The sequence below is a fragment of the Pseudomonas sp. TUM25319 genome (genome assembly GCF_056388475.1).
This window is the reverse complement of record NZ_CM150751.1, coordinates 2,891,951-2,905,967: the sequence shown is the minus strand read 5'-3', so window position 1 is coordinate 2,905,967 and position 14,017 is coordinate 2,891,951. Positions and strand designations below refer to the sequence as shown.

The 14,017-nt window shown below is 64.9% G+C and carries 5 protein-coding genes; 3 read left to right on the top strand and 2 right to left on the bottom strand.

Annotated elements, in window-relative coordinates; genetic code table 11:
- Positions 1–17: 17 nt before the first annotated feature.
- Positions 18–8,978 (top strand): two-partner secretion domain-containing protein, encoded by an 8,961-nt coding sequence (locus AC05QJ_RS13690; protein WP_476747361.1) that lies wholly within the window; start codon positions 18–20, stop codon positions 8,976–8,978.
- 61 nt (positions 8,979–9,039) lie between these two features.
- On the opposite strand, the gene AC05QJ_RS13685 is transcribed toward AC05QJ_RS13690, so the two are convergent.
- Positions 9,040–10,259 (bottom strand): IS3 family transposase gene (locus AC05QJ_RS13685; protein ID WP_476745068.1). Its coding sequence is split into 2 segments (ribosomal slippage): positions 9,040–9,911 and positions 9,911–10,259, totalling 1,221 coding nucleotides; the frame shifts between segments, so codons are not numbered across the junction.
- Positions 10,260–10,781: 522 nt separating this feature from the next.
- Here AC05QJ_RS13685 and AC05QJ_RS13680 point away from each other — a divergent pair.
- Positions 10,782–12,527, top strand: a complete 1,746-nt coding sequence (locus tag AC05QJ_RS13680; protein WP_476747360.1) for a SulP family inorganic anion transporter — start codon at positions 10,782–10,784, stop codon at positions 12,525–12,527.
- Here the strand turns inward: AC05QJ_RS13680 and AC05QJ_RS13675 are convergent.
- Positions 12,524–12,958 carry an Rrf2 family transcriptional regulator gene (locus AC05QJ_RS13675; protein WP_476747359.1) on the bottom strand — a complete coding sequence of 145 codons (435 nt, stop codon included), beginning with the start codon at positions 12,956–12,958 and terminating at the stop codon, positions 12,524–12,526. The two genes, AC05QJ_RS13680 and AC05QJ_RS13675, sit on opposite strands and share 4 nt — an antisense overlap.
- Before the next feature lie 124 nt (positions 12,959–13,082).
- Here AC05QJ_RS13675 and AC05QJ_RS13670 point away from each other — a divergent pair, with 124 nt between their 5' ends.
- Positions 13,083–13,967 carry an NAD(P)/FAD-dependent oxidoreductase gene (locus AC05QJ_RS13670; protein ID WP_476747358.1) on the top strand — a complete coding sequence of 295 codons (885 nt, stop codon included), beginning with the start codon at positions 13,083–13,085 and terminating at the stop codon, positions 13,965–13,967.
- Positions 13,968–14,017 lie beyond the last annotated feature (50 nt).

Below are 14,017 nucleotides of genomic sequence, written 5' to 3'. Positions count from 1 at the left end.
CGCACAGGTAAGTACTCATGTCCCGCAAGAAGAAAGGCACACAGAGATTCATCAAGGCGGTCTCGGTTTCCGTGATCGGCGCCAGCAGCTCGATCGCACTGGCCGCACCCACCGGCGGCGTCGCCGTGTCCGGCGGCATCTCCATCGGCACCATGAACAACAACGAACTGGTGATCACCCAGGCGTTGCAGAAAGGCATCATCAACTGGTCCGACTTCAGCATCGACGCTGGCGAGCTGGTGCGCTTCGCCCAGAACGCCGGTAATGACTCGATCACCCTGAACCGGGTTCTGGGCAACCAGGTCTCCAACATCCAGGGCGCCCTGCAGGCCAACGGCAACATCTTCCTGATCAACCCCAACGGCATCGTCTTCGGCGCCGGTTCCCAGGTCGACGTGGCCGGCCTGCTGGCCACCACCTTCGACGTCGACGACCAGAGCTTCCTCAACGGCGGCCAGCTGAACTTCACCCAGGTCGCCGGCAAGGACCTGGGCAGCATCGCCAACCAGGGCCAGATCACTGCCGACACCGGTGGCTTCGTCTACCTGGTGGCGCCGAAGGTCGACAACTCCGGCTACGTCATCGCCAACGTCGGTCGCGTGACCATGGCCGCAGGTGACCGCTTCACCATCAACCTGCAAGGCAGCAACCTGATCAACTTCAGCGTGTCGGCCGACACCCTGGCCGCCGCGACCGGCAACGACCTGAACGGCGTGACCAACAGCGGTACCGTTTCGGCCCAGACCGTCCTGCTGCAAGGCAACTCCGCCAGCGGCCTGATGAGCTCGGTGGTCAACAACACCGGCGTCATCGAAGCCACCGACCTCAACATCGAGGCCGGCGACATCGTCCAGAACAACACCATCAAAGGCGTCAGCACCGCGGCGGCCACCACCGCGACCCTGAAGGCCGGCAACAGCATCACCACCGGTGCCAACAGCTCGACCCGCGCCACCACCCTGAACCTGGAAGTCACTGACGAGAACGCCTCGATCGGTGCCGAAGGCGCAGCCCTGACCGTCGACGCCGACGTGCTCAACGCCACTGCGGCCAGCGGCCACGTTCTGGTCACCGACGTCAACGGCGGCGTGGCCCTGGGTGAAGTCAAGGCGGGCACCGATGCCGCCGGCGGCAGCGTGGTCATCACTGCCCAGAACGGCAACATCACCTCCGCCGACACCAGCAAGACCAACGTCTCCGGCTACTCGGCCAAGTTCGTTGCCGACGGTGCCGTGGGCACCGACAACGCCGCGGTCAACACCAAGGTTGGCGTGCTGAGCGCCTCGACCCAGAACGGCGGCATCAACGTCAAGAACGAAGGTGCGCTGATCCTCGGCGACGTGATCGCCCGCGAGCAGATCACCGTCAACAACCTGACCTCCAGCTCGGCCGCCATCGACAACTCGGGCTCCATCACCCTGAGCAACGGCAGCACCGGCACCAAGAACGTCAAGGTCCGCGCCAGCGAAGGCGTGATCCTGACCGGCACCGTGTCGGCCACCAACAGCCTGGACGTCACCTCCGACACCGGCAGCATCCTGGCCGCCCAGGCCGGCACCTCGCTGGTCGGTCGCACCGTCAACCTGAGCGCAGGCCAGGAAGTCGGTGACGAAGCCCTGGCCCTGAGCACCCAGAGCAATACCGTCAACGCCAGCGCCGGCAACGGCGGCGTGTACCTGAGCGAAAGCAACGGCCTGACCATCGGCACCCTGACCGCCGCCGGTACCGACAACAACGTTGTGCTCAACGCCACCCAGGGCGGCATCACCGTTGGCAGCATCACCGCCACCGGCGGCGACGTCACCCTGACTGCCGGCAATGGCGGCATCACCGCCACCGGCTCCGGCACCAACGTCACCGCCGGCAGCCTGACCACGTCGAGCAAAACCGCCACCGGCGCCGCCAACAAAGCGCTGGCCACCAACGTCGACGCCATCACCGCCACCACCACCTCGGCCCAGGCCGGCGTGTACATGGCCAACACCAAGGCACTGAGCGGCCTGTCGGTGACCACCCCGAACGGCGACACCAACGTCACCTTCACCGGTGGCTCGCTGGTCTACAGCCGCAACCTCAACGCCCTGACCCTGAACCGCACCCAGGCCCTGGACCTGTCGTTCTCCAACACCGCCAGCGGCTTCAAGGTGAACGGCATCGACGCCGGCGCCGACAAGAGCGTCTCGCTGACCGCCGCCGGCAACATCACCCAGGGCAGCGGTGCCGTCGTCGGTAAAGACGTGGTCATCGACGCCTCCGGCAACATCGGCGCCGCCGACACCGCGCTGCAGACCCAGGCCACCAGCCTGAACCTGACCAGCCGCAACGGCATCGCCAACATCGCCAACACCTCCAGCGACCTGACCCTGACCGCCAAGGCCAGCTCCACCAACGGTGCCGTCACCGTCGACCAGAGCGGCAACCTGGCCGTCAACTCGGTCGTCGCCAAGACCGCCGTCGCCCTGACCGCCGGTGGCGCCGTGACCACCGACGCCGCCGCCGTGGGCACGCCGATCTCGGCCGGCTCCCTGACCGTCAACGCCGGCTCCATCGGTACCAGCACCAAGGCACTGTCCAGCCAGGTGGCTGGCGCGGTCAACCTGACCGCTACCAGCGGCGACATCAACTACTCCAACATCGGCGCCATCAGCCTGCTGGACGTCCTGGCCACCAACGGCAAGATCGCCTTCCAGAACTCCGGTGACGTAGTCGTAGGCCAGGTCAAGGCCGGCGGCACCGTCAACTTCAAGGTGACCGGCAACGTCACCGACGGCAACGGTTCGGCTGCCAACTTCATCACCAGCGGCCTGACCGCAGCGGTGAAGTCCTTCGGTACCAGCGGCGACGCCCTGGAAATCCAGGTCGACGAACTGGTGATCGACGCTGCCAACGGCGGTATCTACGCCCGCCAGAGCAACGGCAACCTGCTGTCCCTGGTGCAGGCCACCAGCGGTGGCACCGGCAGCGACATCCAGATCGCCGCCGACGGCAGCATCAAGCTGGGTAACGTCGACGCCGGCGGCAACAACGTCAAGCTGAGCGCCGGCGGCACCATCGAAGATGGTCGCACCGACAAGACCAAGGCCAACGTGGTCGCCCGCGAGCTGGACATGAGCGCCCCTGGCGGCATCGGCAAGCAGGGCAACCTGGACCTGGACGTCAGCTTCCTCTCCGCAGCAGGCGGCAGCGGTGGCGTGACCGCCACCAACGCCGGCGCCGTAGCGGTCAACAGCAGCTCTCTGACCGGCAAAGGCACCGCCGCGATCACCATCGTCGCGACCGCGATCACCGTGCTGGACAACAGCGGCGGCACCATCACCATGGATGGCGGCTCCCTGACCCTGACGGCGACCTCGGGCAACATCGTCTTCCTCAACCAGAACGACACCATCTACCTGCCAGGTGGCGGCAGCATCACCCTGACCGCGATGTCCAAGTCCAGCTCTTCGGTGCCGGGCTACGACGGCGTGATCATCGCCGGCAACCTGAAGACCGATGGCGGCAACATCACCCTGCAGGCGCAGTCGAACATCACTATCGGCATGCTCGATGCCGGCACCACCGGTGACGTCACCGTCGCGTCGGCCGCAGGCGTGATCCTCGACGGCAACGGCACCGCGCAGAACATCCGCGGCAACAACGTCAGCCTGACCGCCAACACCCCGAGCGAGCACACCGCCGAGCTGACCCGCGACACCGCCATCGCCGAATACTCGGCGCGCGATGCCGAAGCCGCGGCCAAGCTGCTGCAACTGAACATCCTGATCCAGCAGTTGAAGGACTACGAGGCCCTGGTGACCTCTGCCACCGTGCAGAACAGCCTGGCCGAGCTGACCCAGCGTCTGGCCGAGATCAGCGCCAACGCCCAGGCCGCCAAGGTCGACAGCATGTCGTCCACCGCCGACGCCCTGAACACTGCGCTGAACGCCGCCACCGTGGTGCGTAACGCCGCAGCGGTCATCGCCGGTGCCGCACAGGCCGTACCGTTCTCCGGTGACGCCGGTGCCGACGCCGCCTTCGCCGTGGTCGACCTGGTGATGTCCGCCGCCTCTCTGGCGCTGGACAGCTACGAGCGCTACAGCCTGGCACCTCAGCAAGACCTGCTGGTCGAGCTGAACAACACCTTGGACGTGGCCAACGCTGCGGTCTACACCGCCGCCACTAACCTGGCGACCACCACGGCGATCCGTGACACCACCGCCACCTCCAAGGCCACCGCCGATCTGGCCGTGTTCAAGGCCAACACCGCCCGCGATGCCGCCCTGCAGGTGCGCAAGCAGGCCGTGGCTGCCTACGACCAGAACCAGATGATCGACAGCTCGGCCGACAAGCCGCTGGGCATCACGGCCAACCGCCTGGACATCAACAACGGCGGCGTCATCGACTCCAGCCTGTACCTGGACTCCACTGGCAGCCTGGGCCTGGGCAACATCACCGTCGCTGCCGGCGAGAAAATCGTCGCCGAAGCCGCCGGTAACGTTGGCGTGGTCGGTACCGTCACCAGCGACACCTCCATCAGCCTCAAGGCGGGCCAGGCCATCCTCGGCCAGGGCGGCGTACTGGTCACCCCGGACCTGAAAATGGTCGCCGGCAACGGCATCGGTGCCCTGCAAGCGGTCAACACCGAGACCGACCGCGTCGCAGCCGACGCCGGCAACGGTGGCGTGGCCATCGTCAACGCCAACGGCGGCGCACTGCTGACCATCGGTACCCAGGGCGCCGTCAAAGGCATCACCGGTGCCGGCGACATCAGCGTCACCACCGACGGTTCGCTGAAAATCGACCAACTGGTGAAAGACAGCACTCACACCCATACCGTGAGCCTGACCAGCACCAACGGCGCGATCGTCGATGGCAACACCGTCGAGCGCAACGTACAGGGCGGCACCCTGGTGGCCAAAGCCGCCGGCAACATCGACCTGGACACCGAAGTCGACACCCTCAACGCCGAAGTCACCAACGCCGGCAACATCACCGTGCGTGAAGCCAACGCCGTGACCGCGCGCAACCTGAAGACCGCCAGCGGCAACATCGACCTCAAGGCCGGTGGTGCAGTAGTCGTCGGCAGCCTCGACGCCGGCACTGGCCAGATCGACCTGCAGGCCGATGGCGCGGTGGACGATGACCAGGACAACAACACCCTGATCGTCGCCGACACCCTGAACATCAAGGCAGCAGGCTCCGTTGGCGCCACCGGCAGCAATGCCAACCGCGCCCTGGACACCCAGGTCAACACCGTCAACGTCACCGCCGCCGGCGAGGTCAACCTGGCCGAAGTCGACGACCTGACCATCGGTACCCTGGAAACCGACCACGGCAACGTCACCGTCACCACCGGCGGCTCGCTGAACGTCGGCACCCTGACCACCGGCACCACCAGCGACACGGTGACCCTGGTCGCGGGCAACCTGATCACCAACGCCAAGACCGACGGCAGCAGCAACATCGACGCCGCCAACCTGACGATGAAAGCCGTCAACGGCATCGGCGCGGACAAGGCGCTGGACGTCAAGGTCAGCAACCTGGTGGCCTACACCGACACCGGCAGCATCAAGGTCAACGACCTGGATGGCGACCTGGTCATCGGCGGCGTTACCTCGAACCTGGGCCTCGACACCCAGTACGGTCTGGACGCTGCCGACGGCGACATCGAAGTCGGCACCACCGGCAACCTGACCGTCAACGAAACCGTGGCAGCCTACGACAGCGGCGCGGTCCGCCTGAGCGCCGGCGGCGACATCCAGCAGGATGCGCGGATCCGTACCGAAATCGGCGATATCGCCGTCACGGCCGGCGGCAACATCCAGCAGATCGCCCGGATCACCACCGACACCGGCAACATCGTGCTCAATGCTGGCGGCAACATCCTGCATGACGCACGTATCACGGCCGACACCGGCGATATCTCCGTCACCGCTGGCGGGAACATCCAGCAGGACGGCCACATCGCTACCGGCACCGGCAACATCGTTGTCTCCGCTGGCGGCAACCTGGTGCAGAACGAGCTGATCGGCACCACGACCGGTGACATCACCGTGAGCGCGGGCGGCAACCTCCAGCAGAACGCCAACATCAGCACCCAGAACGGTAACCTCTCGGTCAGCGCCGATGGCGATATCACCATGGCCGCTGACACGGATACCGTTGCCTACCAGAGCGGCAACGTGACCATCGCCGCAGGCGGCAATGCCACGCTGCAAGACGTGGGCGCCTTCGCGGGCAACGTCGATGTGAGCGCGAAGCAGGGCAACCTGTTGCAGGTCGGCCAACTGCTCGCCGGTACCGGCAATGTCACCGCGTCTGCCGGTGGCGACCTGACCACCCTGGCCCTGACCGGCGCACTCTACGCAGGCAATGTCAACCTCAGCGCGGGCGGTAACGTCAGCCTGCAGCAGGTCGGCACCACCAGCGGCAACATCGATCTGAAGGCTGGCGGCAACCTGACCCAGCACCAGAACGTCGTGACCGGCGAAGGCAACCTCACCGCGCACGCCGATGGCGACCTGACCACCCTGGCCGACACCACCGTGACCGGCACCGGCAACATCGACTACAGCGCCGGCGGCAACGCCTGCCTGCAGTACGTGACCACCGGTACCGGCAACATCGATCTGAAGGCCGGCGGCAACCTGACCCAGAACGCCCTGGTGCAGACCGGTGCGGGCAACCTCACCGCACACGCCGATGGCGACCTGACCACCCTGGCCGACACCACCGTGACCGGCACCGGCAACATCGACTACAGCGCCGGTGGCAACGCCAGCCTGCAGAACGTGACGACCGGCAACGGCAACATCGACCTGGCCACCCTGGTCGGCGACCTGACCCAGAACGCACTGGTGCAGACCGCCAATGGCAACGTCACTGCCGTGGCCGGCCGTGACCTGCTGATGGCCGTGGGTGCACGCACCGAAGTCAGCGGTAACGGCGACGTCGCCTACACCGCCGGCAACGAGCTGCTGGTCGACGAGATCAGTGCCGTCAACGGCAATGTGGCCCTGACCGCCAGCAACGGCAGCATCCAGGTCCATGGCACCGCTGCGCACAACGTCAGCGCCAAGCAACTGACCGCCAACGCGGCCAGCGACATCGGCACCAACGACGCCCTGCGCACCAACATCGACACCCTGGTCGCCAACGCCACCAACGGTTCGATCGTGGTCAGCGAAGCCGACGATGTCACCCTGGACAACGTCGCGGCAGCCAACGGTTCGGTCTCGGTCGACGCGGGCAACATCGCCATCAACCAGTTGCAGGGCGACTCGATCGACCTGTACTCCACTGGCAAGGTGGAAACCCTGGCCGGCGGCCTGGTCAAGGGCGGCAGCCTGAACGTCGGCGCTGAAACCGGCGTCAACCTGCACACCGCGGTCGATCGCGCTACCGTTTCGGTCAACGGCACTGGCGACATCGTGCTGGCCGAAGACGACGGCATCACCCTCACCCGCCTGAACACCGCAGACGGCGACATCCGTGTCACCGCAGGCGGCGACATCGGCGTGAGCACCGTGGACGCCGGCACCCACAACGTCAGCCTGAGCTCCACCAGCGGCGCCATCGTGACCCAGCAGCCGACGTTCTTCGCCCGTCTGCTGGCCCGCGTGGCCCAAGCGACCGGCATCACCGGCGATCGCATCGAGCTCGATGCGGCCAATGGCCTGGGCAACGGCTCGCAAGGCGCACTGCAACTGACCGGCAACACTGTCGACGCCAGCACCACCAGCGGCGACGTGAACCTGGCCCAGTCGCAGGCGGTCACCCTGGAAAACGTCAGCACCGGCAACGGTAACGTGCAAGTCACGGTCGCCGACGGCAACGCCGTGGTCGGCAGCATCAGCGGCACCGGTTCGGTGGCCCTGAACGCTGAAAACGGCCAACTGGTCGACGATGGCAACAGCAACACCCGCATCCAGGGCAATGCCCTGAGCCTGACCGCCACCGACGGCATCGGCGCCAACGGTGCCCTGCAGACCCAGGCCACCAGCCTCGACGCGCAGGTCACCACCAGCGGCAACATCAACATCAACGAAGCGAACGGCCTGGATCGCCTGACCGTCAACAGCGCCAATGGCGACGTGACCGTCAACAGCACCACCGGCAACCTCAACGTCGATGTGATCAACGCCACTGGCCACACCGTCAACCTGAACGCCAACGCCGGCGCGATCCGTGATGCCAACAACAACACGGTGAGCAACGTCAATGCGCAGACTGCCAACCTGATCGCCGCCAGCGGCGTCGGCCAGAGCGGCAATGCCTTCGACGTCAACGTCGGCAACCTGGCCTCCAGCGGCGGTACCGGCGGCGCGGCGCTGAACAGCACCTCGACCTCGGCCCTGAACCTGACCTCGCTGACCGCGTCCTCGGGTGACATCGTCCTGAACAGTGCGGGTGACCTGAATGTCAACGGCGGTGTCTCGCACACCGGCGGCGGCAACATCACCCTCAACGGCGGCAACATCAACCAGAACGCCAACATCACCACCAGTGGTCGCGGCAACGTCAACGTCAACGGCAGCGGCAACGTCGTCATGGCAGCGACCACCACCACCAGCACCGACACCGGCACCGTCAGCTACACCGGCGGTCGCAGCATCAGCGTGGCGTCGATCCAGACCTCCAACGATGTTGGCGGTGGTCGCGTGGTGTTCGTCGCGCCGCAGGTACTGGACAACATGCCGGGCGTTGCCAACGTCCGTGCCTGGTCGGTATCGCTGAAAGCGGACAACGGCACCAACGCCCTGATCCAGGAACTGATGGGCGACGTCAACGACTCGTCGCAGGTCGACCTGGGCAGCCGTGTGATCGGTGGCAGCCTGGCAGAGAGCCGTCGGTTCATGGAAGCGCTGCTGCAGCCGGCTAAACTTCAGCAGACCGGTGCCGAGAAGGTGTTCGACACGGGTCTGATCACTGCCAAACAGATCAGCCAGTCCAAGGGCTTCGTGGAAGGTGAAGACGGCGTGATGACCTACAACAAGTAAGTCGTAGCGTAGTGTCTAGTCCTGAAATAGGTTTACACCTGTTCAGGTAGGCCGATAGGCCTCAAAACGCCCGATGCACTGCATCGGGCGTTTTGTTTTTCAGGGCCATATGGGGCCGTTCTGTGTTGTAGATCTGCACTGCCTCGTCAACCATCTGTCTCGCCTGCTCAAGATCTTCAGGGCTGCTCAACAGCAGCTCCATTTTGAGGATTCCGTTGATTCGCTCGGCCAGCGCGTTCTGGTAGCAGTCATACCCATCAGTCATGGAGCACTGAACATCGTGCCGTTGGTGCAGTGACTGGTACAGCGCTGAGCAATATTGGATGCCTCGATCCGAATGGTGGACTAATGGCTGGCGACGACGTCGCGTTCGTAATGCCTGCTTGAAGGCTTGCGCCACTGACTCGGCATGCAGGCTTTCATGAACGTGGTGGCCAACAATTTTCCTGGAGTACGCATCCGTTACCAGGCTCAGGTACAGCGGGCCGTTACGTGCGGGCAGGTAAGTAATGTCGGCAACCCAGACGTGCTCCGGCCTTGTCGGAACGACTTGGCTTGGACCGGGCTTGAGTAAATTGGGATGGCGGTAGAAGCGATGAAAGCTCTGTGTTGTCTTGTGGTAGGCCCGCTTGGGCAGCACCAGCAAACGGCGCTCTCCCAAGACCTGGAACAGCCTATCTCGGCCGACTTGGAATCGTTTGTCAGGTTGGCAATGCAGCAGATAGTGCAGCTTGCGTGTACCCAAACGAGGCTGGCGCATCCGGACTTGCTGAACAAACTCAACCACCCGGTCTGCCTGATGCTCTTTGCCATCAGCCGCTCGGTTGCGCTTGTAGTAAGCCTGTCGACTGATGCCTAGAAACTGACAAGCCCTGGCAATGCTCAGTCCTGAGACTTGACCTTGCGAGAGGACTTGCCGGATCGCTTTTTTACGACCGAGACACCATAGTCATTTTTCAGAACATCAACGACCGTCTCAAAGAACTGGGCCTTCTGGCTCATCAGCTCAAGCTGTTGCTCAAGCTCTTTGATCCGCTGCTCGGGAGTGAGCGTTTTGGGGTCAGACATCGCGCAGCTCCTCTCGTCTCGGATCGAGGCCCCCTGGCTCCAATCCTGGCGACCGTGCTTACGCAACCATACCAGAACCGTTGACCGACCCTGGATGCCATACCGCACCTGGGCCTGCTTGTAGGTCAGCTCGCCTTTTTCAATCTGATCAACCACCGCCAATTTAAAAGACAGTGAGTAATCCCGCTGTGTGCGCTTTACACCTTGCTCCATCTGACTCTCCGGAAATTCGGGATGGGAGGTGTAAACCTTATTCAGGACGGGACATAGTAACGAAGAAGGCCGCCGGGGATTCCCCGGCGGCCTTTTTTTTGGACTTGTGTGCTGCAAGGTGCTAGCCGGGAGGTTTTCTGCGCTCTCGAGATCGAGCGCCGCCCGCGCGGCGCATCGCGGATAAATCCACATTTGTTGCAACGCGCCATGGCCTGTGAGATTTGAGTTGCCAGCCTTGGGTGCTCGGCGATCCATTGCGGGGAGGCTGTTTGGCTCGACTCGATATCGCGTCGTACAAACAAGGCGATCAACCATGGCCTTACAGACATAGGTACGTTGCAACAAATGTGTGGGATTTATCCGCGATGCGCCGCGCGGGCGGCGCTCGATCTCAAGGGCGCTGAAAACCCAACGACATGCCCATCCCAGCCCCACCCCTCTTTTGACCTGAATCCCCCCCGCCCCCTCTACCTTGAACTAAGGTTGCGCAACCCCTCGCCCCAAACAAGAAGCCGCCCCACCATGGATCAGCCACGCCCCCGCCCGCTCTCCCGCGCCTCGAACGCTGTCACCGGCTGGCAACGCTGGCTGCCCGGCCTGCAACTGTTGCGCAACTACCCGCTGAAATGGCTGCCCCGCGACCTGCTCGCCGGGCTGGTGCTGACCGCCATGCTGGTGCCGGTAGGCATCGCCTATGCCCAAGCCTCCGGCGTACCGGGCATCTATGGCCTGTACGCCACCATCGTGCCGCTGCTGGCCTACGCGCTGTTCGGCCCCAGCCGCTTCCTGGTGATCGGCCCGGACTCGGCGCTGGTGGCGATCATCCTCGCCGTGGTACTGCCGCTGTCGGGCGGCGACCCGATGCGCGCCATTACCCTGGCCAGCGCCATGGCTCTGGTCTCCGGGCTGGTGTGCACGGCAGCCGGGCTGTTCCGGCTCGGCTTCATCACCGAACTGCTGTCCAAGCCGATCCGCTACGGCTACATGAACGGCATCGCACTCACCGTGCTGATCAGCCAGACGCCCAAGCTGTTCGGTGTGTCGCTGGACAGCAACGGTCCGCTGTCGGACACCTTCGGCCTGTTCAGCGCACTGGCCAACGGCAGCTTCAACGCTCCGGCCCTGGCCATCGGCGCGGGCAGCCTGGCGATCATCCTGCTGCTCAAGCGCTTCGACCGGGTGCCGGGAATTCTGATCGCCGTGGTCCTCGCCACCCTGGCGGCCTGGTGGTTCTCGCTGGAGGCACACCACGGCGTAACAGTGGTCGGCTCCCTGCCCCAGGGCCTGCCGGGCTTCGCCTTGCCGCTGATCGGGCTGGATGACATCAAGGCCGTGCTGATCGGCGGCTTCGCTGTGGCGCTGGTGTCGTTCGCCGACACCAGCGTGCTGTCACGCACCTACGCGGCCCGCACCCGCACCGTGGTGGACCCCAACCAGGAAATGATCGGCCTGGGCGTGGCCAACCTCGCCACCGGCCTGTTCCAGGGCATTCCCATCAGCAGCAGTTCCTCGCGCACGCCAGTGGCCGAGGCGGCGGGCGCCCGCAGCCAGTTGACCGGGGTGTTCGGCGCCCTCGGCGTCGGGCTGTTGCTGCTGGTCGCGCCTGACCTGCTGCGCCACCTGCCGGAAAGCGCCCTGGCGGCAGTGGTGATCGCCGCCGCCATCGGCCTGTTCGAATTCAGCGACCTGCGGCGGATCTACCGTATCCAGCAATGGGAGTTCTGGCTGTCGATGGTGTGCTTCATCGGCGTGGTGGTGTTCGGCGCAGTACCGGGAATCGGCCTGGCGGTGGTGATCGCGGTGATCGAATTCCTCTGGGACGGCTGGCGCCCGCACTACGCGGTTCTCGGGCGGGTGGAGGGCATCCGCGGCTACCACGATGTCAGCCGCTACCCCCATGCTCGCCGCGTACCAGGGCTGGTGCTGTTCCGCTGGGACGCGCCCCTGTTCTTCGCCAACGCCGAGCAGTTCCAGCACTGCGTGCTGGAGGCCATTGACCAGTCACCGGAGCGGGTGCGGCGCATCGTCATCGCCGCCGAGCCGGTGACCAGCGTCGATGTGACCTCGGCGGACATGCTCATCGAGCTGGAACAGCAACTGCGCGCCGCCGGCATCGAGCTGCGCTTCGCGGAAATGAAAGACCCGGTGAAAGACAAGCTGCAGCGCCTGGAAGTGCTGACGCGGATCGGCAGCGAAATCTTCCAGCCGACGGTAGGCGCGGCGGTGGATGTGTATCTGGAAGAACACCGCATTGACTGGGAAGCCTAAGCACCGGTCAGTCGATAGCGCGCCTCGAAATCTTCTGCCAACTGCTCCAGCGTCACACTCCCCAAGCGTTCGACCAGCAATGCCTGGGCCGCGTCGAACGCCTCGGTCAGCGCCGCATTCACCGCCTGCTCCACCAGGCACTCGGGGTGATCGGTGGACAGGCCGATGGCGAAGATCGACGACGACCCCAGCGCTTCATGGATATCCAGCAAGGTGATCTGCGCCAGTGGCCTGGCCAGCGTCCAACCACCGCGATGGCCCTTTTCCGAACTCACGTAGCCCTGTTCCTTGAGCAACGCCATGGTTCGCCGCACCACCACCGGATTGGTGCCGAGCATCTGCGCGATGGTGTCGGAGGTGGCGGGCTGCTCGTGTCGGCCCATGTGGATCAGCACATGCAGCATGCGCGACAGGCGGGTATCGGTTCTCATCGATGGTTTTCCGGTCAGAGGGACGGCCAGCATATAACGACACATCATTAGTTACGAGACTGTTGACAGTCGACTTTCACGTAACTTACGGTGTGTCGAGATTTCCTCTGACGGAGCAATGGGCATGATGTACGACGCAATCATCGTGGGCGGCAGCTATGCCGGCCTCTCCGCCGGCCTGCAACTGGCCAGGGCGCGGCGCAAGGTGCTGGTGATCGATGGCGGCCAGCGCCGCAACCGCTTTGCCACGCACTCCCACGGCTTTCTCGGTCAGGACGGCCGTGCTCCGGGCGATATTGCCCGGGACGCACGCCTGCAATTGCTGGCCTATCCAACGGTGGAATGGGTCACTGGCCAGGCGGTCGAGGCCACGGGTGAGTCAGGCGGCTTCGTGGTAGGCACTGACGATGGCCAGCGCTTTGGCGGCGCCCGTCTGCTGCTGGCGACCGGCGTCATCGACGAGCTTCCCCCACTGCCCGGCTTGCGCGAGCGCTGGGGCAAGGCCGTGTTCCACTGCCCCTATTGCCATGGCTACGAGTTGAACGGCGGGCCGATCGGCGTACTGGCGGCAAGCCCGTTGGCCCTGCATCACGCCCTGATGCTGCCGGACTGGGGCCCGACCACACTGTTTCTCAATGACGCATTCGAGCCAGACGCCGAACAACGGGCGAAGCTGGAGCAGCGCGGCGTGGTCCTCGAACAGGAACCCGTGGCAGCACTGGAAGGCCACGCAGAGGTGGTCCTGCGAAGCGGCCGGCGGATCGAACTGGCAGGCCTGTTCACCCAGCCGCACACGCGCATGGCCTCGCCGCTGGCGGAACACCTGGGCTGCGCCTTCGAGCAAGGCCCCACAGGGGCGTTCATTCAGGTCGACGCCCTGCGCGAAACCAGCGTGCCTGGGGTATTCGCCTGCGGCGACGCGGCGATCGGCGCCGGTAACGTCGCCATCGCAGTGGGTGATGGCGCACGCACGGGCGGTGCAGTGCATCAGTCGCTGCTGTTTCGCTGAGCCGGCCTCTTCCCTCGGACCCCGGAAGTGTGAATGATGGCAGGATGCCG

Bases quoted from the DNA above. Each gene is read 5' to 3' on its own strand.
- AC05QJ_RS13690 (WP_476747361.1), top strand. From the start codon at position 18: ATGTCCCGCAAGAAGAAAGGCACACAGAGATTCATCAAGGCGGTCTCG.
- AC05QJ_RS13680 (WP_476747360.1), top strand. From the start codon at position 10,782: ATGGATCAGCCACGCCCCCGCCCGCTCTCCCGCGCCTCGAACGCTGTC.
- AC05QJ_RS13675 (WP_476747359.1), bottom strand. From the start codon at position 12,958: ATGAGAACCGATACCCGCCTGTCGCGCATGCTGCATGTGCTGATCCAC.
- AC05QJ_RS13670 (WP_476747358.1), top strand. From the start codon at position 13,083: ATGATGTACGACGCAATCATCGTGGGCGGCAGCTATGCCGGCCTCTCC.